Here is a 24,859-nt window from a genome sequence, read left to right as displayed (position 1 = left end):
CGACGATTACCTTCGTTGTCCGGGTGGTGAAAGCGTCCGGCGCGTCCTCCCAGTCGGCGATCAGCGTCGCGACCTTGAGTGGATCGAACAGGCCTTGCCGCACCAGTTCGATGACGTCGGGCAGGTCGCGCCGTGGGTGCGATATGCCCACGTGCAAGGTGGTGCTGTTGGCATACATTTGCATCAACGGCAGCCCGGTCTGCTTGGCGAAATAAAAGCCTGTCGCCGTGCAGTATCCGCCGGGCGCCAGCGAACGCAGCGCATAGCGCAGACCAGCCGTGGTGGAGCTGGCATCGACGGAAACAAGATAACGGCCATGCACGCGTGGCGCATGGCGATCGAACCACGCCGCTCCACGCTTGCTTTCTATAACGCCGGCGCCAAGCGTTTCAGCGATGCGCAACCGCTCGGGATCGTAATCAACGTAGTCGACACGCGATGCGCCAAGCGCAACCGCCATGCCCGCGGCGTAAAGTCCGATGCTGCGCGCTCCGCCACCCACCACCAGCACAGGGGCACCGGGTTGTTGGGCAAGCGGAGGACCGACACTGCGCCAGGCATCAGGCATGTTGTCGCTGGCGCTGGCAAGTTTGAGCGGCTCGATATCGGCGGGTACCGGTACCAGCATGGCATCGGCGAACGGTACGCGCAGCAGATCGCAGACGGTGCCACCCCATGGACCCATCGATGTGCCAAACCCATAGCCGGAGAGCAACGTACTGCCCGCCTGCGTGCAATGGGAGGTATGTCCGCGATGACAGGTCGGACAACTACCGCACGATATCGACCAGGGCACGATAACCAACTGGCCTTTTTGAACGTGCTTGACCTCCTCGCCACACTCGATCACCTCGGCAATGCATTCGTGGCCGATCGCAAACGGTTTGCCATAGGGATACGGCCCAAGCAGCTCCGGTACCAGCGGATCGAAGCAATGCAACGCGACGCCCGCTCGCAGAGCCGTAGTCACATGATTGAAGATCGGCAAATTGTCGCCGTCGCAGCGCGCGGCAATCACCGGCCGCACCAGGGCCTCGGCAGGGCCACCCAACGTCGGCGACGCCACTGATCGCCAGGCCACTCGCCGGGTCTTGATAAACGCTAATTCCCTCATATACCTATGTCCGGTGTGGCTTGGGGGGCAGTCTAAAGTCGGGACTTAAGCCCCAGGTCAAGTGCATCGGCAATGGCAAACACGAGGAGCGGGTATGAGAACGGCAGCGTTGATTAAACGTGCGGGCGTCACGCGCGACACACTGCGCTATTACGAACGCGAAGGACTCATAACGCCGCCCGTGCGCTTGATCAACGGCTATCGCGATTATCCGGAACAGGTGTTGGCGGAAATCCGCTTCATCCGATTAGGCCAGTCCGTGGGCTTGCCGCTGCAGATCATCCGCCGAGCCATTCCTTACCTGATCGCACCGCAGCCCGGCTGCGAGGAATTACGCGAGGTGCTGGAAGCACAAATGCGCGTGCTGGACGAACAGATGGATAAATTGCGTTCAGCAAAAGCGCGCCTCAGTAAATGGCTGCTCGCCAATCGCGCTGCAGCGATGGCCGGCTAATCGGCCTGACGTGTAGCCGCTTCCAACGCATCGAGATAAGCCAGTGCATGCTGGCGATCTGCTCCGCACATCGCCGGTTCTGGCTTCAGGCCGCTGCATACCGCAGGACGACGTGGATCGCCAAAGATCGCACAGCGATTGTCAGCCGTAAGTTGGACACATTGCATACCAGCAGGTTTGCCATGCGGCATGCCGGGAATAGGCGAGGTGATGGACGGCGCAATGCAACACGCGCCGCAACCTGATCGGCACGGCATGCCCACGCTTACGAACCTTGTGCAAGCAGCGCCTGGTAGACCGGTTCGGTGTCGGGGCGCTTGCCATGCCATAGCTCGAAGGCATCGGCCGCCTGCTCGACCAGCATGCCGAGGCCGTCATACGCGTAGCGGGCGCCGGCGGCACGCGCCCATGCCATGAAACCAAACGCGGATTTGCCGTAGCCCAGGTCATAACAGGTGGCACGCGAACCAACCAGCGAAAACGGCAGGCTGAGCGACTGGCCAAGGGTGCCGGCCGAGGTGGCGTTGACGATCAAGTCGAAGCTGCCGATGCCGGCGAGATCTTCCCAATAGCGAGTATGCACGCGCGCCGGTTCGCCGATCGCATCGGCGAGGGCGTCGGCGGCTTCGGGCGAACGGTTAACGATGGTCAGCGTCTGCACGCCTGCTTCGAACAACGCCCAGGCGACGGCACGGGCTGCACCACCGGCACCGAGCAGCAGCGTGTCGTGGCCGCGCAGATCGAGATCATGCCGATCGGTAAGGTCGCGCACCAACGCGGCGCCGTCAGTGTTATGGGCGGATAGACGTCCATTTGCCAGACGCGTAAGCACGTTGGCGATACCGGCCCGTTTGGCGGCCTGCGTGTGTTCGTCGGCCAGTGCGAAGGCTGCGGCTTTGTGCGGCAGCGTGACATTGGCGCCACGGCTTTCTTCGTCCTGGAAGAAATGCTTGGCGGCTTCGCCGAAGGCTTCCGGGGTGGCATCGATGGCGCGGTAATCCAGCGCAATGCCGAACTGCGCGGCAAACGCCTGGTGGATTTGCGGCGATAAGCTATGCGAAATCGGATGGCCGAAGACGGCGAAGTGCAAAGGTTGGGACATGCGGCGGCTCCTGCGTGGGCGGCCATTGTATGCGTTTTGGGCGGCCGGTTTTCCTCGCATGTACGGTGCATGCAGCACCTATTCGCCGCGTTCGCGCCCGCCCCTGCGAGCAGGGGCGGGTACCGCTCTTTCGTGCTTATCTACCTGGCGATGGGAGCGCTTCGCTTCGATTACCAGCGATACGTCACTTTGCCGTACCAATAGCGTCCATCGAAGCCGAACGGCGACAGCGCCGAGTACTGCAGGCCGTTGCCGCGGTCTTCGTAACCGCCGTTGTTGGTCAGAGCCACCTTGGTCGGGTATTGATTGGTGACGTTGTCGGCGCCCGCGGCGAAGATCCAATGCTCCAGGCTGTAATTGACGGACAGGTTCAACAACCAGCGCGGCGCGAACTTTTGCCCGACCAGCCCGATGGCCGCATCGGAAACATCGGTCACCGACCCGTAGCGCGTGACGTCGGCATGCACGTTCCAGCCACTCTTCTGCCAATCGCTGTACAGCACGTACTTGGTGCGCGGCGTGCCCTTGGTCAGCAGGCCCTGGTTGTAGGGACCCAATAGCGCCGGGTTGCTGATCGATTCAATGTGGACCTGATTGTAGTTGGCGCTGATGCCGTTATTCAGTTGCCCCCAATCGCCAAGCGCCTGGTTGTAGTTCACGACCAGGTCCGCACCACGCGTACGCGTGTCGCCACCGTTGACGAAGAACTGCAATTGCGCGATCTGCGGGAAGTTCGGATTCGTGTTGGTCAACGGATCGCTGTAGAGGATCTGGTGCCAGATGCGGATCTGGTAGATATCCAGCGTGGCGTTGAGATCGCTGAGCGGCGTGAATACCGCACCCATCGAGAAGTTGGAGGATTTCTCCGGCGTCAGCGGCTTGGCGCCATAGGCGATGGCCAACGGGTTATCCGGGCGCAACGTGCCCACCTGCACGAGTTGTCCATTCGACACCAGCGTCACGGTGGAACTGTAGTTGACCTGTGCCATGGAGGGTGCGCGGAAGCCATTGGATGCCGTCGCACGCAAGGCAAACGTATCGGTCACCTGGTAACGCGCAGAAAGCTTGCCCGACACTACCGAGCCGACGCCGCCGGAATAATTCTCGTAGCGCGCAGCCGCACCTGCGGAGAACTTGTCGGTGATGTCGCTTTCGAGATCGATATAAGCGGCATAGTTGTGGCGACTGAAATTGCCGGCAAGATCCGGCGTAATGCCCGGCCACACCTGCGAGCCACCGGGATAGACGCTGCCACTGGGATCGAGCGTGTTGGGATTGAAGTAGTACGACGCCGGCTCGCCGGCCCCCACGTCGTATTCGTCTTTCTTGTACTCCACACCCCACGCCAAGGTCATGCCGTTTTTGAGAAAGCTCGGATTGAATTCGCGCGACGCATCGAAGTTCAACACGCCAAGCTTGGTTGCGTATCGACCCGAGTAAAACGATGTCGGCGAGGAACCGGTGGAGTGGTAAAGATTGGTGTTGATGGTATTGGTGATATCGAACGTCAGGTCGTTCTCGCCATAGGTGCCGGAGAGATCCCAATTCCAACCCCACGCCTGGCCTTTCAATCCCAGCGTGCCCTGGTAATCCCGCGTGGGATTGACGATGTGTGGCAGAAAGCCATCTGGATACACCGCGACGACGTTGCGATCGGGATTGTTCCACATGCGCCAGTAACCGTTGGAGGTTACGTCACGCTTGCCCATGATCAGGTCGCCGTAAAACTGCACGCCACCGCCAAGGTTGTATTCCATGTTCAGAACACCTTGCAGCACCTTCTCGGCCGGTTCGCCATAGCGTTGATACGGTGTTGGCGGCGGGTAGGGATTGTTGACGAAATCCCGTGGCGGATAGTTGAAGGTGGGATCGGTGTTCTCGGCGCGATTGGTGTTCATCACGCTTTGATAATTCCATGAAAACCGCGCCCAACCGGGTGCCTTGCCCTGCTCGCCGCCAAGCGGAATCGCCACCGAACCTTCTACGCCGTTGTTGGCGCCGTCGCCAACATCCATGACACCGCCATAGACGTCGATACTGTTTTTACCCGCGCCTGGCGCTCCTTTGAGGATGATGTTGATCACGCCGGCAATGGCATCGGAGCCGTATTGCGCGGAAGCGCCATCACGCAGCACTTCGATATGGTCGATGGCCGCCATTGGAATCGAATTGAGATCGACGGGTGCCGAACCGCGGCCGACGCTTTCGTTGTAATTGACCAGTGACGAGGTGTGATAACGCTTGCCGTTGACCAACACCAGCACGTCGTCGGGAGAAAGTCCGCGCAGCGTGGCGGGACGCAGTGCATCGTTGCCGTCGTTGATGGCCGGATGCGGAAAGTCGAGCGAGGGTAGAAGACGGTTGAGCGCGGTGGCCAGGTCTCCGGCGCCGGTCGATGCCAGGTCTTTCGGTGACAGGACGTCGATGGGTGCCAGCGAATCATCCACGGTGCGAGTGGTACTGCGTGTACCGGTAACGACGACTTGTTGCAGTTGCTTGGTGTTCTTGTTGTCTTGCGTGCTGCTGGTAGTGGTGTCTTGCGCGTGGGCTAACGGTGCGCACAGCAATGCGGACGTCACTGATAACCACAACGCATGTCGTCGGAACGACGCCGTATACAAACCAATAGGCATGAGTTACCCCTCCCCGCCGTTAGAGATGAAATGAAAAGCAATGGATTTACGTGTCTCCCCGACACGTCGACGGCACTCCCCTAGTGCCGTCGAATTCAAAGTAGGCCGAAAGTCACATATCGGTCAAGAAAAGTGTGTAGGCACATCGCACTTTGCGAGCGAATGCACAGTTGCGGCGTCTGTTTGTCAGTTCTGTGCAAGTTCGCAATGAACGCATACACATCGCATTGACACAGTGGCACGTGCACTGCTGTCGAATCTGGTTATCCGTGCATCGCAACCTATGAGACGAACCCGGGGCAAGCTGTCTCCATCGCGCAGCCCTGGAGTTCGCCATGCAAAACCCGCCGATCGATACCAGCCGTCACCCGCGCCTGCTCGCCACGGCCTTGCTTTGGTTGTTCGCTGGTAGCTTGCTGCTCGCTACGACGCTCATTCCTGCCCATACCGATTTGCTCGGCTGGACACCGTTCTTCTGGCTGTTCGTGGCACCGCTTGCGGTGGCGCTGACGCTGGAGCCGCGTCTGCCCCGACAACTGTTGAGCCTGCGCAAGCAGCGTCGCCGCACCACATCGCAGTTGATCTGGAACTGATTCCGCTTGGCAGTGGAGCCGTTGCGGCGGGGAGCGCCGCAGCAGGGATGATCGCCGGCTGGAAGGGAGTGGTCGCGGCTTGGCGGTCAGCGCGAGGGAATGCGCCAGCGATTCCGGTTCGCCCAGGGAAGGGTGACCGGAATAGCCCTATCACTTTGGTTTGAGAGCTAAAGGCACAAACTCAAGCGTCGTCGCCCGGCGAAGGCCGGGGCTCAGCGACGTTGAGGATCTGAAAAGTCACTGGGTGATTCGCTGCGCTCACCCCTTCGGGGCCATCCTTCGGATGTTCTTCGCGCTTCGCGCTACGTCCGGCTTTCGCCGGGACGACGATTTGAAATTTTTCGTCGTATTCGAGCGAAGTACGGCCTGAGTCAGTACCAACCGACCTTACGTCACGATGCCCATGCGCTTGCGCTCCATGCGGCGCAGGAATTCCTGCATGATGCGGCGGTAGAGATCTTCGCCTAGATATTTGTCTTCCACGCCGGCATCGATGGACGGGTTGTCGTTCACTTCGATCACCACGACCTTGTCGCCCACCTGCTTCAAGTCCACGCCGTAGAGGCCGTCGCCAACGGCACTGGTCGCTTTCAACGCCAGCTTGACGACATCGGCAGGAGCATCGCGCACAGGGATCGTTTCAAAGCCGCCGGATTTATCCGTGCCCTTCGCGCCGTGGTTGTAGATCTGCCAGTGGCCGCGCGACATGTAGTACTTGCAGGCGTACAGCGGCTCGCGATTGAGTACGCCCACGCGCCAGTCGAAATCGGTGTAGACGAATTCCTGCGCCAGCAACAGCGCGCTGTGCTGGAACAGTTCGCCGGCCGCTTTTTCCAGATGCTGTTCGCTTTCCACTTTGACGACGCCGCGCGAGAACGAACCGTCCGGAATTTTCAGTACCAGCGGAAAGCCGAGTTTTTCGGCGGCGTCGTGCAAGCCCTTGATATCGTCGCGATAAAGAATCTCGGTGCGCGGCACGGCGAGCTTGCGCGACACCATCAGGTCGTTGAGGAAGATCTTGTTCGTGCAACGCAGAATCGAGCTCGGATCATCCATCACCACCATGCCTTCGCGTTCGGCGCGGTGCGCGAAACTGTAGGTATGGTTGTCACTGGCGGTGGTTTCGCGGATGAACAGGCCGTCGTATTCGGCTAGCCGTTGGTAGTCGTTCTTGCCGATCGGATCGACTTCGATGCCCAGCTCCTTGCCGGCCGCAATGAACGATTTCAGTGCCTTCTTGTTCGACGGGGGCATGGCTTCGTTCGGGTCGACCAGCATGGCGAGGTCGTAGCGGTAGAGGCGTCTTGCGCGAGGCTTGCGCCACAGCTTTTTGGAGAAGCGGTCGAGTTCGGCGGCGAAGGCATCTTCTTGCGCATCGTCCAGCGTATGCAGGCCGACCGGTTTGACCGAAGAGATCTGCCACACGCGCTCGCGCTCGAATTCGATGCGCAACAGCGGGCAGGGATAGGTTTCGAACACTTGCCGCGCCAGGTCCTGCAAGGCGGGATAAGCGGTCTCGCCGAAGTAGACGAGGATGCCGAAGTCGGTCGTGTCGCGCCCGCCCGCAGGCAGGAAGTGCGTGAGCTTGGCGTTGAGATCGTCAATGGCCAGGCCGTAGAGCGAGCGGCGGCGCAGGTCGTTCACCGTGCGCACGGACGGCATCACGCGATGTCCGCGCGCTTCGGCCAGCAAGGAGACGTAGTAGCCCGTGCCCAGATACTTGTAGCTGCGGCACAGGTTGATGACGTGCGTGCGCTCTTCATCGCCGCCGACCGGCTCGCGCAGGTAGTCCATGGCGGTGACGACGTCGACGGATGGATAGTAGGAGCCCCAGTCAGAAGCTTTCTCGACGACGATGACGAGTCGGGTCATGACACCTCAAGGAGTCAGCAGGTGGAACGTCGTCACGTGGGGAAACGAGGCGGCGCAGCGCAAGGCGGCAGTGTCTTGCAGCTTGGCGTGGCGCACAAGGGCGGCCGGTGAAGCGGAAGTAAATGAACCTGGTGGTTGACCTCGCGAAGCCGTCGACGCGCGGTATTGGCGGGACAGGCGAGCGGCAGCCGTGTAGGTCGTCCGTCACCCATCCGGACAGATGATTTCCTGCCCATACTGCACTAGAGTGCCGCGCTTCCCAGACCCACCCTGCTACCGAGCTTCGCGAGTACCACCGATGACACCATCGCCTGCAACCGCCGCCGTGCGGGTGCGCCGCGCCGAACTTTCCGATCTCGATGACCTGGTCGCACTGGAACAGGCCACGTTCGACAGCGACCAGATCAGCCGTGCGCAGTTTCGCCGTCATCTCGACAGCGATTCGGCGCGGGTGCTGGTTGCCAGTGCCAATCGGCGCCGCTTCCTAGGCACCGCGATGGTGTTTTTCCGCAAAGGCAGCCGCGTGGCACGACTGTATTCGATCGCCAGCCTGCCGGAAGCGCGCGGCAAGGGTGTGGGCACCGCGTTGATCGACGCGGCCGAGGCGGCGGCGCGCCAGCGACGCTGTCAGTCTCTGCGGCTGGAAGTACGCACCGACAACGACAGTGCGATTCGTCTGTATGAGCGCTTGGGTTACACCCGCGTCGGCCCGGTGAAGAAAGGGTTCTACGAGGACGGTTCGGACGCTTTGGTCTACGAGAAGATACTTACCTGAGAACACCGGCATGAAAAAGGCCTCCAGCGCGGGAGGCCTTTTCGCATCGGCACTGCTCAGCGGTGGTGTTCGTTGGATTCTTCCGCCGCTTTCTTGAGTTCCACGTTGGCCTGATCGAGCAGCTCCTTGGCGCGCGCGGCGTGGCCACCCAGATCGAATTCATTGGCTTGCTGCGCATCGACAACGCGCTTGTAGGCCTGGTCAACCAGATGCTGCGCGGCGGCGATATTCGGATGGCGTCGGCCACTGACGTCGCGCACCGGCTGCTGGGCGGCGGCAGTGGCGAACACGGCAAGACCGGCAATCATGCTGATGAGCGCAATGCGTTTCATGCTTTCTCCCCCTAAATAGCTGCAGAGCAGGTTGATGGTGGGCGGAATCTAGCAGGGCCGAATGACAGCGGCCACGAGCGAGTTCTTGCGAGATGTTCTTTCGATCGCGGTTCGAAAACTCAGCCGCCGAGCGGCTGGCCGATGCGCTGTGCTGTCGCCTCGTCGGGGCGCGCCACCAAGGCACCCGTGCGCATCAGGCTCACGCTGTAGTGCCCGCCATCGACCAGCGGCAGGAAGGCCCCGCTGCCAAACAGGGTGTCCACTTCGGGGAACCAGCGCGGTACCTGTTTCTTCAAGTCGAGCAGATCGCCCGCGCCGGCCTGGCTGAAATCGATCACTGTGCGCGGCGCGGTGGTTTCCTGACTGGCGTCGTCATAGCGACCGGAGATGCGGTCGAGCCGGTACAGCGGCGGCAGGCCGGCGAGCATGGCCGGCAGCTTCCACTTCAGCACGATCGCGTCGACCTGGAAGTCGTCGCCGGCCAACGCAACGTTGCGCGTACTGCCATCCGGCCAGGTCAAGGTGAGCGCCCAGCGTTGCGGCGACAGAATGCGCGAGTCGACCTGCACCACCGGCTCTTCTTCGCTCAGGAAACGGTAACCGCGCAGCGACATGGCCATGCCGGCGAACAAGGCCGCGACGACCAGGCAGATCACCAGCAGCAGCGTGTGACCGGTGGCGGCGAGAGGGTGGCGGTTGCGTACATGCTGGCGTGCGGCCAGCAACTGCGTCAGGGCGAGCAACAGGACCACGCCCGCGACGATGACGAGCAGGGTGGTGGGTAGGCGCAGCACTTCGTTCCAGTTCATCGGGGCACTCCAGGAAAGCATCTGCAGGTCCGTTGCAGCGCGCACATCATAACGGTGCGCGCATCTAGGGATGCTCTGATCTATTCCATGTACCCGTCACCGTACTGTATGCGCGGCTTGAACAGACGGCCAGTCTGCCCTGCGCCACGCAACACACCCTGCGGGCCTTCTGGACGTCATGCCGGGTGCATGGAATAGATCAGAGCATCCCTAGGCTTGGCTATACTGCGGGCGATTTCCGAGGGATCTCCATCCATGCGCCGATCGATTCTGCTGCTGCCGACCTGCCTCGCCCTCGTGGCGATCGCCGGCTGCGGCAACAAGGGCCCGCTGTACTACGCCAAGCCCACGCCGCCGCCGCTGCATCAGGCACCCGCGCCCGCACCGGCACCGGCGAGCACCGCCGCCGCGCCGGCCAGCGCCAGCAGCGTCGAAACCAAGCCTCTGAGCGGAAACTGACCGCGCGCGATATGAGCTTGCGTTTTTCCAAGATGCACGGCGCCGGCAACGACTTTGCCGTGATCGACAGCCGCGACGGCGCACTCGCGCTGCATCCCGCCACCATCCGCGCGATGGCCGACCGTCACACCGGTATCGGCTTTGACCAGTTGCTGAGCGTGGAACCGGCTCGCGATGGCGTGAGCGCTTTCTATTACGGCATTTGGAACGCCGATGGCTCGCCGTCAGGCCAATGCGGCAACGGCGTACGTTGCGTGGCGGCGTGGCTGCAGCGCGCAGGAGCGTTGGCGGTCGGCGAAACGGTGCGGATCGAAAGCCCTTCCGGTCCGGTGGCGGTGCGCGTGGTCGATGCACAGCGTGTGACCGTCGATATGGGCGAGCCGATCTTCGAGCCGGCGCGGATTCCGTTGCAGGCCGCGAACACCGGTGAACGCTACGCGCTGGACGTCGACGGCCAGGTGCTGGAAATCGGCGCGGTGTCCATGGGCAATCCGCATGCGGTGATCGTGGTTGATGATCTGCAGGCGCCGATATTGGAACGCCTCGGCCCAGCGGTAACTGGCCACGGGCGGTTTCCGGAAGGCGTCAATACCGGTTTCGTGCAAAAGCTCAGCCCCAAGCACGTGCGCCTGCGTGTGCATGAGCGCGGCTCCGGCTGGACGCTGGCCTGCGGCACCGGTGCCTGCGCGGCGATGGCGGTGTTGCGGCAGCGCGGCGACGTGGATGCACAGGTGCAGGTCGATCTTCCCGGCGGCACGCTGCAGATCGATTGGGCTGGCCCCGGCGAACGGCTGTGGATGACCGGACCTGCAACATTTGTCTATGAAGGCGAGTGGCTGGCCGATTGATGTTGATGCACACTCCAACCCAGGGTTTAGAGAGGCTCCTTGCATGACCAACGCCCTGCTCGAAGAAACCATCAAGGCCGGCGACGTGGCTGCGTATCTGCGGCGACATCCGGGCTTCCTCAGCGATTATCCGGAACTGGCCACGCTGCTCACCCTGCCGCGCGAGCAAGGCGCGGTGGCATCGCTGGCGGCATACCAACTGCAGGCCCTGCGCGACAAGAACAGCGAGCTGGAACGCAAGTTCGCCGAGCTCACCACCATCGCCGCTGAAAACGAGCGCCTGATGCAGCGCGTGCACGACCTCAACGTGGCCGTGTTGCGTGCCAACACGCCGGAAGTGGCCGCGCGCAGCGTGGTGGCCAGGCTCTCGGAAGATTTCGGCACCGACCACACCCGCCTGGTGCTGTTCGGCAAGTTCACGCTGCCACCGGCGGACTGGTTGGTGCTGGAACCCGAAGGCCGCAGCGCGATGCCCGAGTTCGCCGATTTCCTGGGACATCACGAACCGGTGTCCGGCCGTTTGTCCGCCGATCGCCTGCATCGGCTGTTCGGCGCCGAGGCATCGCACATCAAGTCGGCTGCACTGATGCCGCTGGGTGAACTGGGTTTGCTGGCCTTGGGCAGCAAAGATCCCGATCACTTCCAGCCAGGCATGGGCACGGTGTTCCTGAAGATGATTGCGTCGACGGTCTCCGCCGCGCTGGCGCGGATCCAGGACGGCGCTTGAGCGCAGCGATGGACGCCCAGCCACAGGTCGAGGCATGGCTCGCACGGCTGGGCAGCGAACGCAAAGCGTCACCGCATACGATCGAAGGTTACCGGCGCGATCTGGACAAGCTGCTGCGCCATATGCAGAAGCTGCAGATCGCTGCATTCGAGCAATTGCAGCCGCACCACATGCGCGGCTTCGTCGCCGCCGAGCATCGCGGCGGCCTGGCACCGAAGAGTTTGCAGCGCCTGCTTTCTTCCTGCCGCAGCCTGTTTCGCCAACTCACGCGCGAAGGCTTGCTGACGCACGATCCACTCGCCGGTGTGCGCGGACCGAAAGTGCACCGCAAACTGCCGCAAGTGCTGGACGTGGATGAAGCCACTGCGCTGGTGGAAGGCGATGGCAACGACGACGCACTCGGCGTGCGCGATCGCGCGATGCTGGAATTGTTCTATTCCTCCGGCCTGCGTCTTTCCGAATTGACCGGCTTGCGCTGGCTGGATCTGAATCTCGATGCTGGTGAAGTGCGCGTGCTCGGCAAGGGCAGCAAGACGCGCATCGTACCGGTGGGCCGGCACGCGATCGCCGCGTTGCGTGCGCTGGGCGATGCGGAAGGCCGCGCGCCGGAATCGCCGGTATTTCGCGGACGCCAAGGTGCGCCGATCAGTCCGCGCACGGTGCAGGCGCGCCTGAAAACACTCGCTCTGCGCCAGGGCTTCGCCAAGCACGTGCATCCGCATTTGCTGAGGCATACCTTCGCCAGCCATATGCTGGAATCGTCGGGTGATTTGCGCGCCGTGCAGGAATTGCTCGGCCACGCTGATATCGCCACGACGCAGATCTACACGCATCTGGATTTCCAGCACCTCGCCAAGGTGTACGACGCGGCGCATCCGCGGGCGCGCAGGAAGTGACCGCGCCGATGAATTTGCTCGCCAAGGCGTTGAGCTCGCCCTGCCGGTTCTGAGCGGCAACCCCTCCAGGCGCAGGCCAAGCGGCTTGGATTCCAGCAACGCGGCCCCACCTCTGGCGGATTCACTGTTTACGGAGTCCTCCATGGAATCCTTCCACGCCACCACCATCGTTTCGGTGCGCAGGAACGGCCGCGTCGTGATCGGCGGTGACGGCCAGGTCACGCTGGGCAATACCGTCATGAAGGCCAATGCCCGCAAGATCCGTCGCCTGGGCAAGGGCGACGTGCTGGCCGGTTTCGCCGGTGCAACCGCCGATGCCTTCACCCTGTTCGAACTGTTCGAGCAGAAACTCGACAAGCACAGCGGCAACCTCACCCGCGCTGCTGTCGAGATGGCCAAGGAGTGGCGCACCGATCGCCGCCTGGGTCGCCTCGAAGCCATGCTCGCGGTGGCCGACAAAGATGCTTCACTGCTGATCTCCGGCAACGGCGACGTACTGGAACCCGAACATGGCCTGATCGCGATCGGCTCCGGTGGCCCTTACGCACAATCCGCTGCGCTCGCTTTGATGGAGAACACCGATCTCGATGCACGCGCCATCGTGGAACGTGCGTTGAAGATCGCCGGCGACATCTGCATCTATACGAATCACAACACCACGATCGAAGAACTTTGATGGAGTCGCGGGAACGCTGTTTATCCCTCCGCGTTCCCTCCCCTGATCCCGCTTTTTGGATTTAAAAGCCCATGTCCGAACTCACTCCCCGTGAAATCGTCAACGAACTCGACCGCTACATCATCGGTCAGCACGACGCCAAGCGCGCCGTTGCCATCGCGCTGCGCAACCGCTGGCGCCGCATGCAGCTGGAACCGGCACTGCGCGAGGAAGTGACGCCGAAAAACATCCTGATGATCGGTCCCACCGGCGTGGGCAAAACCGAAATCGCGCGTCGTCTGGCCACGCTGGCAAACGCGCCGTTTGTGAAAGTGGAAGCGACCAAGTTCACCGAGGTGGGCTATGTGGGCAAAGACGTGGAATCGATCGTGCGCGATCTCGCCGACGTTTCCTACAAGCTCACCCGTGAGCAGGCGATGAAGCGTGTGCGTTCGCAAGCGGAAGACCGCGCCGAAGATCGGCTGCTGGATGCCCTGCTGCCGCGCCGCATGTCGCCGACCGACTGGACGCACGATCCAGAACCCGCTTCGTCGCTGGAAAGCGATACGCGCCAGAAGCTGCGCAAGCAGCTGCGCGAAGGTGCACTCGACGATCGCGAGATTGAGCTGGACGTCGCCATGAACGTCGGCGTGGAGATCATGTCGCCGCCCGGCATGGAAGAAATGGGCCAGCAGTTGCGCCAGATGTTCCAGAATCTGGGTGGCGCACGCACGCAGAAGCGCAAGCTGGCAATCAAGGCGGCGCGTCCGTTGCTGGTCGAGGAAGAGGCAGCCAAGCTGCTCAATGACGAAGAAATCCGTGCTCAAGCGGTCGATGCGGCCGAGCAGAACGGCATCGTGTTCATCGACGAGATCGACAAGGTGGCGCAGCGCTCGGAGTGGGGCGGCGCGGGTGTGAGCCGCGAAGGCGTACAGCGCGACCTGCTGCCGTTGGTGGAAGGTTCCACCGTGTCCACCAAGTACGGCCCGATCAAGACCGACCACATGCTGTTCATTGCCTCCGGTGCGTTCTCCCTGGCCAAGCCGTCAGATCTGATTCCGGAGCTGCAGGGCCGCCTGCCGATCCGCGTGGAGCTGTCCGCGCTCTCGGTGGACGACTTCAAGCGCATCCTGCGCGAACCGCATAACGCGCTGACCAAGCAGTACGTCGCGTTGCTGGGCACCGAAGGCGTCACCCTCGGCTTCCAGGAATCCGGCATCGACCGCCTGGCCGAGGTGGCCTATCAGGTGAACGAGCGTACCGAGAACATCGGCGCTCGCCGCCTGCATACCGTGATGGAGCGGCTGCTGGAGCGGATCTCCTACGAAGCTGCGGACAAATCCGGCGAAAATTACGTGATCGACGCCGAATATGTGGACAAGAACCTCGGCAGCCTGGTCAAGGATGAGGATCTGAGCCGGTATATCCTCTGATCCCTGATCATTCGCATAACTCTTTGTTTTTATTACATTGACGGAGTCCTTAGCACGCTGTAAACAAGCGGCCAGACCCCCTCTGGTAAAATTCTCGCCATGGGTACGATCATTGAACTAAAGGCCACCGGCTCGCGTGCGCAACTCCGCGAAGCGCAGCAGAAACAGCAGCTGGTGCGTCTATGGCGCGGCGAATTGGAACACGGCAGCTTCTGCGGTTATGTCGGCAACGTGGGCCGTGAATTTTTTCTGCTTTGGGTCGTAGGTGATGGCATCACCTACGACGGCATGTATGTGATGCGTCATCGCGACATCACGGAGCTTGAGGCACCGGACAAACACAATGACTTCATGTCGAAGGCATTGGTGTTGAAGAACCTGATCCCGCGCCTCCCGCGCAGTTTCCCGCTGGACAACATTCGCGAGGTGGTGCAAGCCGCCAGCGCGATGGCGCCGGTGATCGGCGTGCACGTGGATAGCGAAGATGAATCGGAAGTCTGCTACATCGGCCGCCTTATCAGCGTCGAAGAAGACGGTTTCAACATGCAGGAGATCACCCCGGACGCCGAGTGGCTGCGCGAGCCCTCGTTCTTCTCATGGGACGAAGTTTCCACGGTGACGATGGAAGACGGTTATGCGCAATCCCTGCTCGCCGTCGCCGGCGCGCCACCGCCGCTGTTGCAAGGCGACTCCGGCGTAGGACGGGCGCAGTAAAGTAAGTATCAACATGAAAAGCCCGCCATCTGGTGGGCTTTTTTTATGGTTATCTATCGTCCAAACAAATGCCGGCGGGCTTCTTCATCCGTGCGCAGATCCGTCTTGCCCTGGATGGTATCGGCCAGCGCATACGCGCGCCGGGTCGCTTCCCGATCACGAAGATGCTCGAACCAGCGCTTGAGGTTGGGAAAATCCTCCAGCTTCATGCCCTGGTTTTCGTAAGGCACGATCCATGGATACGCGGCCATGTCGGCGATGGTGTAGTCGCTGCCGGCGATGAAGTCGCGACCATCCAGTTGCTTGTCCAGTACACCGTACAAGCGACGTGTTTCACGCACGTAGCGATCGATCGCGTACGGAATTTTTTCCGGTGCGTAGCGGTTGAAATGATGGTTCTGCCCGAGCATCGGGCCCAGCCCGCCGACTTGCCAGAACAGCCATTCCATCACGGTGGCGCGGCCGCGCAGATCCTTGGGCAGGAAGCGTCCGCTCTTCTCGGCCAGGTACTGCAGGATCGCGCCGGATTCGAACACGCTGACCGGTTCGCCGCCATCGGCCGGCTTGGTGTCGACAATGGCCGGCATGCGGTTGTTGGGCGAGATCTTCAGGAAGGCGGGTTCGAACTGCTCGCCCTTGCCGATGTTCACCGGCTTGATGGTGTAGGGCAGGCCCGCTTCTTCCAAAAACAGGGTGATCTTGTGGCCATTCGGCGTGGGCCAGTAGTGCAGCTCGATCATGCTCGGCTCCAGGGCGGAAAGCATTCAGCGTCGGGGCCGGCATGCAGGCTTTCAAGGTTGCGAAAGGTAGATCAGCCAAGCAGCGGGTAAACGCTGCAGGCGCTCCCTCGTTTCCTTGGGAAGCTTTTGCCACCACTGCCGGCTATATGCCCAGAACCTGGAGATACGCATGAAACGCATCACCTCACGTTTTGCCCTGCTCGGACTGGCGCTCAGCATCGTGAGCTTCGTGCCGGCCGCCTTCGCGCAAGACAGTGGCACGGCTGCCAGCTCCGACAACGCCTCGGCGCCACAGCACCGCGCACCGGATCCGCAAAAGCAGGCGGCGCGGCTTGCCAAGCACCTGGGTCTGAACGATGACCAGGCCGCCAAGATCACCGCGATCCTGCAAAGCCGCCAGCAAGAGCTGACCGCCGTGCGCAGCGATAGCTCGCTATCGCAGCAAGATCGTCGCGCCAAAATGCGTTCCGTCCAGCAAGGCACGGACTCCCAGATCAATGCACTGCTTACCCCTGACCAGCAAAAACAGTACGCCCAGATGAAGCAGAACATGAAGAACCGCTGGCAGAACGCACATGGCGCAACGAATGCCGCCGACAGCTCGGATAACGATAGCCACTGATCAGACAGGGGCAATACGTGCCGGCACATGCCGGTGCGCGGTGCCATACGCGCTATCGCTGGGCGCGTGACTGCCTTTACGCTCTCGTCGACGAATCATTCTGCGAGAACTTCCATGACACGCATCGTTGTCGTCGGCAGCATCAACATGGACCTGGTCACGGTGGCGCCACGTTTTCCCGCGCCGGGAGAAACGCTGCTCGGCGAACGCTTTCTTTCCGTGCACGGCGGCAAGGGCGGCAATCAGGCCGTGGCCGCCGCACGGCTCGGGGCCGATGTACATATGATCGGCGTCGTGGGTGACGATGCCTTCGCGCCATCGCTGCGTGAAGGCTTGAAGCAGGAAGGCGTGGATATCACCCATGTCGCAACCATCGAACGCTGCAGCAGTGGCACGGCCTCCATTACCGTTGCCGGTGGCGAGAACGAAATCGTCGTCGTGCCGGGCGCTAACGCGCAGCTGCATCCATCACACATCACCAAGGCGCAGCACTTGATCGAATGCGCCGATGCCGTGCTGGTGCAGATGGAAATTCCGCTGGAAACCGTCGAAGCCACGTTGCGCACGGCGCATGCTCATCATGTTCCGGTCATTCTCAATCCCGCGCCCGCCCGGCAGTTGCCGATGGAGTGGCTACAGCTGGCTCGCTACATCACGCCCAACCAGCACGAACTCGCCACGCTGCTCGGTGCAGATGCAGGGGAAGACTTCCGCCATCTGATGCGCCGCGCCCCCTGTCCCGTGGTATTGACGCGCGGCGTAGAAGGCGCGTGGTTCCGCGAGGAAGGCGAGCCGCAACACCAACCGGGTTTTGCCGTGGAGGCCGTGGACAGCACCGGCGCAGGCGATACGTTCAACGCCGCTTTTGCGGTTTTCCTGCACGAAGGTTTGCCCGTTGCGGTACGCAAGGCCTGCGCGTCCGCGGCGCTGTCCGTCACGCGTCTTGGCGCTCGCGGTGGCATGCCGCATCCCGCGGAAGTGGATGCATTGCTGCAAAGGCAGCACGCATGATTATTTGCCGATGCAGAATGAGCTGAAGATCGCGCCGAGCAAATCGTCGCTGGTGTAGGTGCCGGTGATTTCGCCCAGCGCGTGCTGCGCCTGACGCAATTCTTCGGCGGCCAATTCGCCGGCATGCGTAGCGGCCAGCACCTGTGCGGTGCGATCCAGATGTTCGGTCACTTGTTCGAGCGCCAGTACGTGGCGGCGCCTGGCACTGAAAGCGCCTTCGCCACTGCCGGCGCCGGCAAGTTGCTTGAGCTTCTGCCGAAGCGGCTCAAGGCCTTCACCCGTTTTGACCGACAGCCATAGCCATGTCGCACCATCATGTTCTTCAGCGTGCGCCTTGGCAGCATCAAGGTCGATCTTGTTGATCGCGACGATACGTTCGACGCTGGATGGCAGATCTTGCAGCCACGCCAAGTCTGCATCCACGTGATGTGTATCGGTCACCAATAGCACCGCATCGGCGCGTTCGCGTTCGCTGTGCGCGCGACGTACGCCTTCGCGTTCCACCGGATCGTGCGTGTCGCGCAAGCCGGCAGTGTCTGCCAATTCCAGCACAATGCCATCGAGTGTGATGCTTTCCCGCAACACATCGCGGGTAGTGCCGGCGATATCCGTGACGATCGCACGATCACTGCCGGCCAGTGCATTGAGCAAGCTCGATTTGCCGGCGTTCGGCCGACCGACGATAGCAACACGCAAACCATCGTTGAGACGTACGCCGCGCTGGGCTTCGCGCAGCAGATCGGCAAGCTGCGAACGCAAGGCTTGCAGTTTGTGCGCAATCGCCGGATCGGCGAGGAAGTCGATTTCTTCCTCAGGAAAATCGATCGCGGCTTCGATATGCACGCGCAGGCTGATCAATGCTTGCAGTAGCGCGTCGACTTTGCGCGAGAACACACCTTCCATGGATTGCAGCGCAGCACGTGCGCCGGCTTGCGATCTGGCCGCGATCAGGTCGGCGACCGCTTCCGCTTGGGCAAGATCAAGCTTGCCGTTGAGAAATGCGCGTTCGGTAAATTCACCAGGGCGCGCCAGTCGTGCGCCAAGTTCGCATACACGACGCAACAGTGCATCGAGCAGCACCGCGCTGCCGTGGCCTTGCAATTCGAGCACGTGCTCGCCGGTGTACGACGCCGGAGCAGGGAAGTGCAGCAACAGGCCGCGGTCAATCAATGCACTGTGCGCATCGCGAAACGCAGCGAAGTGCGCGTGGCGTGGCGAAGGTTCGTAACCGAGCAAGGTATGTGCGATAGCAGGAACGCGCGGGCCTGAGACGCGCACGACACCGATACCAGCCGCACCCGGTGCGCTGGCGATCGCGGCGATGGTGTCGGAGTGAGAGGTGTACGCGGTCATCGCATATCAGCATAACCGCAGCGGGCGGCTCATGGCCGCCCGCGTGAGGTTACTTCTTCAAGCTGCGGCCTTGGCCGGTACCGCATCGGCTCGGCGCATCATCCACCACTGTTGCAGCAGGCGGCACAGGCCGTTGACCACGTAATAGAGCACCAGGCCCGACGGGAAGAACAGGAAGATCACCGCGAACATCAGCGGCATGAACTTCATCATCTTCTGCTGCGTGGGATCCATGCCGGGTTGCACCGGCATCAGCCACTGCTGCGCCAGCATCACGATGGTGTAGAGGATCGGCAGCACGAAGTACGGATCGGCCGCGGAGAGATCGTGAATCCAGCCGAAGAACGGCGCCTGGCGCAGCTCCACGCTATCACGCAGCACGTAGTAGAGGCCGTAGAAGATCGGAATGGTGACCAGCAGCGGGAAGCAACCGGCAGCCGGGTTCACCTTCTCCTTCTTGTACAGCTCCATCATCGCCTGCTGCATCTTCTGGCGATCATCGCCATAGCGTTCCTTCAACGCATCGATACGCGGCTTGAGCTTGCGCATCTTATTGGCCGATTCGAACTGCGCATTGCTCAGCTTGAACGTGGCCAGGTTGATCAGCAGCACCAGCAGAATGATGGAGACGCCCCAGTTGCCGGTGAGCTTGTCGAGCTGGGCGAGGATCCAATGCAACGGCTCGGCGAAGATTTTCAGCATGCCGTAGTCGATGGTCAGGTCCAGCCCCGGTGCGATCGCGCCGAGCTGGGAAGGCAGTTTGGGGCCGACGTAGAGTTGCGCGGTGTTGTCAGCATGCTGACCAGGCGCCACGCTGATTTGCGGGCTGACGCTACGAACGACGTAGCGCGGCTTGCCGTCGGCTTCGTTCACTACAGCGGTAGAGAAGGTGTTGGCTTCCTTCGCCGGCGGAATCCAAGCGCCGAGGAAGTACTGCTGCATCATCGCGACCCAGCCGCCGGTGACCTGGTTCTTATCCAACGGCTCCTTTTCGAATTTGTCGAAAGCAAGCTTGTTGAATTTCTGATCCGGGCTGTACCACGCGGCGCCGAAGAAGCCGTAACGCGACTGGTCGGAAATGCGCTGCAGGAAGTTGCTGTACACCGGCGCAGGGCGATCGACGCGCTGCAGCTGGTGATACGCATTGCCGTCCCAGGATTTGCTGCTGCCGTTGTCGATCTGCTGATCGAGGTCGATGACGTAGCTGCCACGGTGTAGCGTGTAGCGCTTGAGCACTTTGACCCCGGAAGGATCGGTCCAGATGAGATCGACGTTCAGCGCGTCCTGACCCGACGCAAGCTGGTAGCTGCTCTGTGCCGCCTGGAACAGCGCGCGATGATCGGGCGCAGCACCGTCGGCGCTGACCAGGCCGCTTTGCGCTGCGAAGTAATCGCTGGCGCTGTCATCGAGCAGATGGATCGGTACCGGGTTGGGATCATTCTTCGTGCGCGGCGTGACCGGGTATTCCAGCAATTCCGAACGCACGATGCTGCCGCCGCGCGTATCGATGGTCAGGCGCAGTACGTCGGTGGTGACGGTGACAAGCTGGCCGGTGCCTTCGCCCGCATTGCCGCTCGAAATGGACGGCGTGCCTCCCGGTACGTTGCTGCCACCGTTAGTACCGCTGTTCGACGCGGCAACCGGCGCGGGCGGATGCGGGCCGTAATCCTGTTCCCATTGCTGGAACAACAGATAGGCGACGGCCAGCAGGGCAAAGAGAAGGAAGGTGCGCGTTTGATTCATCGCGTAGCGATCCGGAAGAGGCCCCGCCATGGCGGGCCAGGGGGACGAGAAAGAGGGAGATCAGCACGCCATTGTGGAGGTGTCGCCTTCGCGCTTCAACGGCGGCAATTTGCGCCATAGGGCATCGAGCTCGGCCAACAGCACGGAACCGGGCAATGTGCAAGCTTGTTCGCGCGCCATCACCATCAGATCCACCGGTGGCAGCGTGTGGCGAGCGCGGCGAAATGACTCGCGTACCAGCCGCTTGATGCGGTTGCGATCCACCGCGCGCTTGGATACGCGCTTGGAAATGGCCAGGCCCATCCGGGCGTGCCCCACTTCATTCTGGCGATAGCGCACAGAAAAACAGCGGCCGCCGAAGCGACCGCTGGCTTGACGCAAGACCGCAAAGTCACCGGCTCGGCGAATCCGCGCCTCGCGCGGCAGGCCGGCGGTGCCCATCAGCGTGATCGCTTACGGGATCAGGCGCTTACGGCCCTTGGCGCGACGGGCATTGAGCACCTTGCGACCATCGGCCGTGGCCATACGAGCACGAAAGCCGTGCGTGCGGGCGCGCTTGAGCTTGCTGGGCTGGAAGGTCCGCTTCATGGCTTCCTCCTAAGTGAATGGGTGAAAAAGATCGCGGATTATGCGGAAGCAGACCGGTTCGTGTCAAATGCAGCTGTGGCGACAGGTTGTGGATATCCATGTGGATAGTTGTCGGGTTGGTGCTGGTAGACTTCCTGGTCCACCCTGCGCGAAAGCGCCCCTGCTGTGGTTGAAAGTATCCATGAGTGATCTGTGGCGGCGCTGTCTGGAGCGTCTTGAAGGTGAATTGAGCGCCGAGGACTTGCACACCTGGCTGATGCCGCTGCAGGCGCGTGAAGATGTGGATGGATTGCAACTTTACGCGCCAAATCCCTACACGTTGGATGTTGTTCGCGACCGTTATTTGTCCCGAATCGAGGCCGTGGTAAGCCTGCTAAACGGGCACAGCCTGTTGGTTCGCCTTGAAGTGGGCTCAAGTGCCGTCGCAGCGGTGAACGGCCGCCATTCGACCCCTGCGAAACCGTCGCCATCCCCCGCCGTGGCCGAGGCCGCGCCGGTGAATTTCCACCATAACCTGGACCCGCACTACACCTTCGAGACCTTCGTCGAGGGCAAGTCCAACCAGCTGGGCAAAGCGGCGGCAATGCAGGTGGCGCAGAACCCCGGGCGCGCCTACAACCCGCTGCTCTTGTACGGCGGCACGGGCCTCGGCAAAACGCACTTGATGCACGCCGCGGGCAACCTGATGCGTGAGCACAATCCGAACTTCAAGGTGTTGTACCTGCGCTCGGAGCAGTTCGTGGGCTCGATGATCGAGGCGCTGCGTACCAAGAGCATGGATGAATTCAAGCGCCGCTTCCGTTCGGTGGATGCGTTGCTGATCGACGACATCCAGTTTTTCGCCGGGAAGGACACCACGCAGGAAGAGTTCTTCCACACCTTCAACGCGTTGTTCGAGTCCAAGCAGCAGATCATTCTGACCTGCGACCGTTACCCCAAAGAGGTGGACAAGCTGGAGCCACGCTTGAAGTCGCGCCTGGGTTGGGGGCTGTCGGTGGCGATCGAGCCGCCGGATTTTGAAACGCGTGCTGCGATTCTGCTGGCGAAAGCGCACGACAAGAGCGTGAAAGTGAGCGAGGACGTGGCGATGCTGCTGGCCAAGCGCATTCGCTCCAATGTGCGCGATCTGGAAGGTGCGCTCAATACGCTCGCAGCCCGCGCCAATTTTTATGGCCGGCCGATCACCACCGACTTTGCGGAAGAGACATTGCGCGACCTGCTTGCCACACATGCGCAAGCCGTGACGGTGCCGAACATCCAGAAGATCGTCGCGGAGTACTTCGGCGTGCGCCTGCAGGATCTGCTTTCCAAACGGCGCGTGCGCTCGCTCGCGCGGCCACGGCAGATTGCGATGGCGCTGTCCAAGGAATTGACCGAGCACAGCCTGCCGGAGATCGGCGAGGCCTTCGGCGGCCGTGACCACACCACCGTGCTGCATGCCTGCCGCACCATCCGCAAGCTGTGTGAGACCGATACGCGCATGCGGCAGGATTGGGAACAGCTTATTCGCACGCTTACCGGCTGATGCTTGAACAAGCGCTTGAAAACCGGGCGCATATCCTGTGGATAATATGAAGACACTTTGACGCTCCAAACTTATCCACTGGCGATGCACAAGTCGCGAAGGCTTCAAGGCACAGGGAATTTTTTTGCAACATCTTGTTTGTAAAGGATAATTCCCGGTTTTCAAGTTATCCACGGCCTCAGCTGCAACCACTACTCTTCTTTTAAAAACAGAACTGCAGGATAGGGAAAGCACAAACATGCAATTCAGCATCCAACGAGAAGCTCTGCTTAAACCCTTGCAGCAGGTTGTCGGTGTGGTCGAACGTCGCCAGACGTTGCCGGTACTCGCCAATCTTCTGGTCAAAGTCGGTAACGGCAAATTGTCTTTCACCGGCACCGATCTTGAGGTCGAGATGGTTGCAGCCACTGAAGCTGAGAAGCTGGTGGATGGTGAAACCACGATCCCTGCGCGCAAGCTGTTCGATATCGTTCGTGCACTGCCGGATGGCGCGAAGATCGAGCTGAAGCAAAATGGTGATCGCGTTGCGTTGAACGCGGGACGCAGCCGTTTCACTTTGGCGACATTGCCGGCTACCGAATTTCCGACCATCGACGAAATCGAGCTGGTGGAACGGGTGAATCTTCCGGAAGAAGTCCTGCGTGACTTGATGGAGCGCACGGCCTTCGCCATGGCCAACCAGGATGTCCGTTATTACCTCAACGGCATGCTGCTGGATCTACAAGAGCACGCCCTTCGTTGCGTCGCTACCGACGGTCACCGCCTTGCCCTGAAGGAAACGCATCTGGAGAGCAAGGTTTCGGCCCGTCGCCAGATCATCATCCCGCGCAAGGGTGTCAACGAGTTGGTGGGCCTGCTCGAATCCGGTGATGGCTCCGTGGAACTGGAATTCGGCCGGAATCATCTGCGTGTGCGTCGTGGCGAGGTGGTGTTTACCTCGAAGTTGATCGACGGCCGTTTCCCTGACTACGAAGCCGTGATTCCGCTTGGTGCGGATAAGCGGGCCACGCTTGATCGCGAAGTGCTGCGAGGGGCTTTGCAGCGCGCCGCCATTCTTTCGAACGAAAAATACCGCGGCGTGAAGTTGGAATTCTCTCCGGGTAAGCTGCGCATCGTGGCGCACAATCCGGAGCAGGAAGAAGCGGTGGAAGAAGTGGAAGCCGAAACCGGCGTCTCCGATCTCACCGTGGGTTTCAACGTCGGTTATCTGCTCGATGCGCTGGGTGCCTTGCGTGGTGAGAAGGCTCGTTTGAGTCTTCGTGATGCACAATCGAGCTGCCTGGTGGAAGAAGACGAAAACGAGCAGTCGCGCCACGTGATCATGCCGCTACGGCTCTGACTTCGCGTTTTATGTTCGGATACAGGCAATCATTGCCATCACGACGCCGGAGTTCAAAACTCCGGCGTCTTTGTTTGGATGCCAGGAATTCATGAGACTCGAGCGTCTGCATTTGCAGAGGTTGCGTTGTATTGGCGATCTCAGCCTCGACTTGGCACCGGGATTCAACGTACTGGTGGGTGCAAACGGGGCTGGCAAGACATCAGTGCTGGAAGCGGCTTTTCTGCTTTCGCATGGGCGCTCGTTTCGCAGTGGTGCGCGTGAAGCGCTGGTCCAACGTGGTGCGTCCGGCTTGAGCATTTTTTCAAGCGTACGGCACGAGAACGGCGCGATGCATCGTCTCGGGTTGGGGCGGGAGGGCGTTCGTTGGGATGCTCGTCTGGACGGGCAAGACGTTTCTCTCGGCCAGCTGATTCGCGAATGTGCTGTTGTTTGCTTTGAGCCTGGGTCCCACGCATTAATTGCTGGCAGCGCTGAAGAGCGTCGCCGCTTCCTCGATTGGGGGGTGTTCCACGTGGAACA

At 61.3% G+C, this 24,859-nt stretch carries 27 protein-coding genes; 15 read left to right on the top strand and 12 right to left on the bottom strand.

Annotated elements, in window-relative coordinates; genetic code table 11:
* On the bottom strand, positions 1-1,081 hold a 1,081-nt coding region (locus VJR68_RS16895), incomplete at its 3' end, for a zinc-dependent alcohol dehydrogenase (RefSeq protein ID WP_324149676.1).
* A gap of 127 nt (positions 1,082-1,208) precedes the next feature.
* Between VJR68_RS16895 and VJR68_RS16890 the strand changes: the two genes are divergently transcribed.
* Positions 1,209-1,568, top strand: a complete 360-nt coding sequence (locus VJR68_RS16890) for a MerR family transcriptional regulator (protein WP_324149675.1) — start codon at positions 1,209-1,211, stop codon at positions 1,566-1,568.
* On the opposite strand, the gene VJR68_RS16885 is transcribed toward VJR68_RS16890, so the two are convergent.
* From VJR68_RS16885 to VJR68_RS16875, 3 genes are all read right to left on the bottom strand, one after another.
* A complete protein-coding gene (locus tag VJR68_RS16885; protein ID WP_324149673.1) occupies positions 1,565-1,825 on the bottom strand; it encodes a YkgJ family cysteine cluster protein in 261 nt (86 codons plus the stop codon). The genes VJR68_RS16890 and VJR68_RS16885 overlap by 4 nt on opposite strands.
* Positions 1,826-1,833: 8 nt before the next feature.
* Complete coding sequence (aroE, locus tag VJR68_RS16880) at positions 1,834-2,670, bottom strand: shikimate dehydrogenase (RefSeq protein ID WP_324149671.1); 837 nt, start codon at positions 2,668-2,670, stop codon at positions 1,834-1,836.
* A 170-nt stretch (positions 2,671-2,840) separates the two neighbouring features.
* Positions 2,841-5,303: a TonB-dependent receptor gene (locus VJR68_RS16875; RefSeq protein ID WP_324149669.1), complete on the bottom strand. Its 2,463-nt coding sequence runs from the start codon at positions 5,301-5,303 to the stop codon at positions 2,841-2,843.
* 335 nt (positions 5,304-5,638) lie between these two features.
* Between VJR68_RS16875 and VJR68_RS16870 the strand changes: the two genes are divergently transcribed.
* Positions 5,639-5,896 carry a hypothetical protein gene (locus tag VJR68_RS16870; protein ID WP_324149667.1) on the top strand — a complete coding sequence of 86 codons (258 nt, stop codon included), beginning with the start codon at positions 5,639-5,641 and terminating at the stop codon, positions 5,894-5,896.
* Positions 5,897-6,283: 387 nt separating this feature from the next.
* Here VJR68_RS16870 and VJR68_RS16865 read toward each other — a convergent pair whose 3' ends face one another.
* A complete protein-coding gene (locus VJR68_RS16865; protein WP_324149665.1) occupies positions 6,284-7,768 on the bottom strand; it encodes a RimK family protein in 1,485 nt (494 codons plus the stop codon).
* A gap of 298 nt (positions 7,769-8,066) precedes the next feature.
* On the opposite strand from VJR68_RS16865, the gene VJR68_RS16860 reads away from it, so the two are divergent.
* Complete coding sequence (locus VJR68_RS16860; protein ID WP_324149663.1) at positions 8,067-8,543, top strand: GNAT family N-acetyltransferase; 477 nt, start codon at positions 8,067-8,069, stop codon at positions 8,541-8,543.
* 56 nt (positions 8,544-8,599) lie between these two features.
* Here the strand turns inward: VJR68_RS16860 and VJR68_RS16855 are convergent, their stop codons facing one another.
* Both VJR68_RS16855 and VJR68_RS16850 read right to left on the bottom strand, forming a co-directional pair.
* Positions 8,600-8,875, bottom strand: a complete 276-nt coding sequence (locus VJR68_RS16855) for a hypothetical protein (RefSeq protein WP_324149660.1) — start codon at positions 8,873-8,875, stop codon at positions 8,600-8,602.
* 119 nt (positions 8,876-8,994) lie between these two features.
* Positions 8,995-9,684 (bottom strand): hypothetical protein, encoded by a 690-nt coding sequence (locus VJR68_RS16850; protein ID WP_324149658.1) that lies wholly within the window; start codon positions 9,682-9,684, stop codon positions 8,995-8,997.
* A 255-nt stretch (positions 9,685-9,939) separates the two neighbouring features.
* Here VJR68_RS16850 and lptM point away from each other — a divergent pair, with 255 nt between their 5' ends.
* The 7 genes from lptM (at position 9,940) to VJR68_RS16815 (ending at position 15,416) form a co-directional block, all read left to right on the top strand.
* Positions 9,940-10,143 carry an LPS translocon maturation chaperone LptM gene (gene lptM, locus VJR68_RS16845; protein ID WP_324149657.1) on the top strand — a complete coding sequence of 68 codons (204 nt, stop codon included), beginning with the start codon at positions 9,940-9,942 and terminating at the stop codon, positions 10,141-10,143.
* An 11-nt stretch (positions 10,144-10,154) separates the two neighbouring features.
* Positions 10,155-10,991: a diaminopimelate epimerase gene (gene dapF, locus VJR68_RS16840; protein ID WP_324149655.1), complete on the top strand. Its 837-nt coding sequence runs from the start codon at positions 10,155-10,157 to the stop codon at positions 10,989-10,991.
* Positions 10,992-11,034: 43 nt separating this feature from the next.
* Complete coding sequence (locus tag VJR68_RS16835; RefSeq protein WP_324149653.1) at positions 11,035-11,718, top strand: DUF484 family protein; 684 nt, start codon at positions 11,035-11,037, stop codon at positions 11,716-11,718.
* Positions 11,719-11,726: 8 nt separating this feature from the next.
* Entirely contained in the window at positions 11,727-12,614 is an 888-nt protein-coding gene (gene xerC, locus VJR68_RS16830; RefSeq protein WP_324149651.1) for a tyrosine recombinase XerC, read from the top strand.
* A gap of 142 nt (positions 12,615-12,756) precedes the next feature.
* Complete coding sequence (hslV, locus tag VJR68_RS16825) at positions 12,757-13,290, top strand: ATP-dependent protease subunit HslV (RefSeq protein ID WP_324149650.1); 534 nt, start codon at positions 12,757-12,759, stop codon at positions 13,288-13,290.
* A gap of 71 nt (positions 13,291-13,361) precedes the next feature.
* Positions 13,362-14,702, top strand: coding sequence for an ATP-dependent protease ATPase subunit HslU (hslU, locus tag VJR68_RS16820; RefSeq protein WP_324149649.1), 1,341 nt, complete (start codon positions 13,362-13,364; stop codon positions 14,700-14,702).
* A gap of 99 nt (positions 14,703-14,801) precedes the next feature.
* On the top strand, positions 14,802-15,416 hold the full coding sequence (locus tag VJR68_RS16815; protein ID WP_324149648.1) for a hypothetical protein: 615 nt from the start codon (positions 14,802-14,804) through the stop codon (positions 15,414-15,416).
* A 53-nt stretch (positions 15,417-15,469) separates the two neighbouring features.
* Here the strand turns inward: VJR68_RS16815 and VJR68_RS16810 are convergent, their stop codons facing one another.
* A complete protein-coding gene (locus VJR68_RS16810; RefSeq protein WP_324149647.1) occupies positions 15,470-16,156 on the bottom strand; it encodes a glutathione binding-like protein in 687 nt (228 codons plus the stop codon).
* A 169-nt stretch (positions 16,157-16,325) separates the two neighbouring features.
* Between VJR68_RS16810 and VJR68_RS16805 the strand changes: the two genes are divergently transcribed.
* Together VJR68_RS16805 and rbsK are read left to right on the top strand one after the other, a co-directional pair.
* Positions 16,326-16,778 carry a hypothetical protein gene (locus tag VJR68_RS16805; protein ID WP_324149645.1) on the top strand — a complete coding sequence of 151 codons (453 nt, stop codon included), beginning with the start codon at positions 16,326-16,328 and terminating at the stop codon, positions 16,776-16,778.
* A gap of 114 nt (positions 16,779-16,892) precedes the next feature.
* On the top strand, positions 16,893-17,789 hold the full coding sequence (gene rbsK / locus VJR68_RS16800; protein WP_324149643.1) for a ribokinase: 897 nt from the start codon (positions 16,893-16,895) through the stop codon (positions 17,787-17,789).
* On the opposite strand, the gene mnmE is transcribed toward rbsK, so the two are convergent.
* From mnmE to rpmH, 4 genes are read right to left on the bottom strand one after another with little or no spacing between them, the layout of a single operon-like run.
* The gene (mnmE, locus tag VJR68_RS16795; protein ID WP_324149641.1) at positions 17,790-19,142 is read right to left on the bottom strand and encodes a tRNA uridine-5-carboxymethylaminomethyl(34) synthesis GTPase MnmE; all 1,353 of its coding nucleotides are present in this window, start codon (positions 19,140-19,142) and stop codon (positions 17,790-17,792) included.
* Positions 19,143-19,199: 57 nt separating this feature from the next.
* A complete protein-coding gene (yidC, locus tag VJR68_RS16790) occupies positions 19,200-20,885 on the bottom strand; it encodes a membrane protein insertase YidC (RefSeq protein WP_324149640.1) in 1,686 nt (561 codons plus the stop codon).
* Between the two features lie 60 nt (positions 20,886-20,945).
* Positions 20,946-21,326, bottom strand: coding sequence for a ribonuclease P protein component (gene rnpA, locus VJR68_RS16785; RefSeq protein ID WP_324149638.1), 381 nt, complete (start codon positions 21,324-21,326; stop codon positions 20,946-20,948).
* 12 nt (positions 21,327-21,338) lie between these two features.
* Entirely contained in the window at positions 21,339-21,473 is a 135-nt protein-coding gene (rpmH, locus tag VJR68_RS16780; RefSeq protein ID WP_007510029.1) for a 50S ribosomal protein L34, read from the bottom strand.
* A 181-nt stretch (positions 21,474-21,654) separates the two neighbouring features.
* On the opposite strand from rpmH, the gene dnaA reads away from it, so the two are divergent.
* The 3 genes from dnaA to VJR68_RS16765 form a co-directional block, all read left to right on the top strand.
* Positions 21,655-22,998: a chromosomal replication initiator protein DnaA gene (gene dnaA, locus VJR68_RS16775; protein WP_324149622.1), complete on the top strand. Its 1,344-nt coding sequence runs from the start codon at positions 21,655-21,657 to the stop codon at positions 22,996-22,998.
* A gap of 238 nt (positions 22,999-23,236) precedes the next feature.
* Positions 23,237-24,337 (top strand): DNA polymerase III subunit beta, encoded by a 1,101-nt coding sequence (gene dnaN / locus VJR68_RS16770; protein WP_324149620.1) that lies wholly within the window; start codon positions 23,237-23,239, stop codon positions 24,335-24,337.
* Between the two features lie 91 nt (positions 24,338-24,428).
* Positions 24,429-24,859, top strand: a 431-nt coding sequence (locus VJR68_RS16765) for an AAA family ATPase (protein ID WP_324149618.1), incomplete at its 3' end; no start/stop codon positions are given.

It is taken from the genome of Dyella sp. (assembly GCF_035277725.1).
GTDB lineage: Bacteria > Pseudomonadota > Gammaproteobacteria > Xanthomonadales > Rhodanobacteraceae > Dyella_B.
Note: the sequence above shows the minus strand (reverse complement) of the source record. Positions and strands in the feature narration are given on the sequence as shown.

What these genes read in the sequence shown, in the direction of transcription:
- hslU (WP_324149649.1), top strand. Translation starts at nt 13,362, where the DNA reads ATGTCCGAACTCACTCCCCGTGAAATCGTCAACGAACTCGACCGCTAC.
- xerC (WP_324149651.1), top strand. Translation starts at nt 11,727, where the DNA reads ATGGACGCCCAGCCACAGGTCGAGGCATGGCTCGCACGGCTGGGCAGC.
- VJR68_RS16890 (WP_324149675.1), top strand. Translation starts at nt 1,209, where the DNA reads ATGAGAACGGCAGCGTTGATTAAACGTGCGGGCGTCACGCGCGACACA.
- rpmH (WP_007510029.1), bottom strand. Translation starts at nt 21,473, where the DNA reads ATGAAGCGGACCTTCCAGCCCAGCAAGCTCAAGCGCGCCCGCACGCAC.
- VJR68_RS16885 (WP_324149673.1), bottom strand. Translation starts at nt 1,825, where the DNA reads ATGCCGTGCCGATCAGGTTGCGGCGCGTGTTGCATTGCGCCGTCCATC.
- VJR68_RS16805 (WP_324149645.1), top strand. Translation starts at nt 16,326, where the DNA reads ATGAAACGCATCACCTCACGTTTTGCCCTGCTCGGACTGGCGCTCAGC.
- VJR68_RS16875 (WP_324149669.1), bottom strand. Translation starts at nt 5,303, where the DNA reads ATGCCTATTGGTTTGTATACGGCGTCGTTCCGACGACATGCGTTGTGG.
- VJR68_RS16835 (WP_324149653.1), top strand. Translation starts at nt 11,035, where the DNA reads ATGACCAACGCCCTGCTCGAAGAAACCATCAAGGCCGGCGACGTGGCT.
- VJR68_RS16870 (WP_324149667.1), top strand. Translation starts at nt 5,639, where the DNA reads ATGCAAAACCCGCCGATCGATACCAGCCGTCACCCGCGCCTGCTCGCC.
- VJR68_RS16850 (WP_324149658.1), bottom strand. Translation starts at nt 9,684, where the DNA reads ATGAACTGGAACGAAGTGCTGCGCCTACCCACCACCCTGCTCGTCATC.
- rbsK (WP_324149643.1), top strand. Translation starts at nt 16,893, where the DNA reads ATGACACGCATCGTTGTCGTCGGCAGCATCAACATGGACCTGGTCACG.
- mnmE (WP_324149641.1), bottom strand. Translation starts at nt 19,142, where the DNA reads ATGACCGCGTACACCTCTCACTCCGACACCATCGCCGCGATCGCCAGC.
- VJR68_RS16810 (WP_324149647.1), bottom strand. Translation starts at nt 16,156, where the DNA reads ATGATCGAGCTGCACTACTGGCCCACGCCGAATGGCCACAAGATCACC.
- VJR68_RS16855 (WP_324149660.1), bottom strand. Translation starts at nt 8,875, where the DNA reads ATGAAACGCATTGCGCTCATCAGCATGATTGCCGGTCTTGCCGTGTTC.
- aroE (WP_324149671.1), bottom strand. Translation starts at nt 2,670, where the DNA reads ATGTCCCAACCTTTGCACTTCGCCGTCTTCGGCCATCCGATTTCGCAT.
- VJR68_RS16865 (WP_324149665.1), bottom strand. Translation starts at nt 7,768, where the DNA reads ATGACCCGACTCGTCATCGTCGTCGAGAAAGCTTCTGACTGGGGCTCC.
- VJR68_RS16860 (WP_324149663.1), top strand. Translation starts at nt 8,067, where the DNA reads ATGACACCATCGCCTGCAACCGCCGCCGTGCGGGTGCGCCGCGCCGAA.
- yidC (WP_324149640.1), bottom strand. Translation starts at nt 20,885, where the DNA reads ATGAATCAAACGCGCACCTTCCTTCTCTTTGCCCTGCTGGCCGTCGCC.
- hslV (WP_324149650.1), top strand. Translation starts at nt 12,757, where the DNA reads ATGGAATCCTTCCACGCCACCACCATCGTTTCGGTGCGCAGGAACGGC.
- dapF (WP_324149655.1), top strand. Translation starts at nt 10,155, where the DNA reads ATGAGCTTGCGTTTTTCCAAGATGCACGGCGCCGGCAACGACTTTGCC.
- rnpA (WP_324149638.1), bottom strand. Translation starts at nt 21,326, where the DNA reads ATGGGCACCGCCGGCCTGCCGCGCGAGGCGCGGATTCGCCGAGCCGGT.
- dnaN (WP_324149620.1), top strand. Translation starts at nt 23,237, where the DNA reads ATGCAATTCAGCATCCAACGAGAAGCTCTGCTTAAACCCTTGCAGCAG.
- VJR68_RS16815 (WP_324149648.1), top strand. Translation starts at nt 14,802, where the DNA reads ATGGGTACGATCATTGAACTAAAGGCCACCGGCTCGCGTGCGCAACTC.
- dnaA (WP_324149622.1), top strand. Translation starts at nt 21,655, where the DNA reads ATGAGTGATCTGTGGCGGCGCTGTCTGGAGCGTCTTGAAGGTGAATTG.
- lptM (WP_324149657.1), top strand. Translation starts at nt 9,940, where the DNA reads ATGCGCCGATCGATTCTGCTGCTGCCGACCTGCCTCGCCCTCGTGGCG.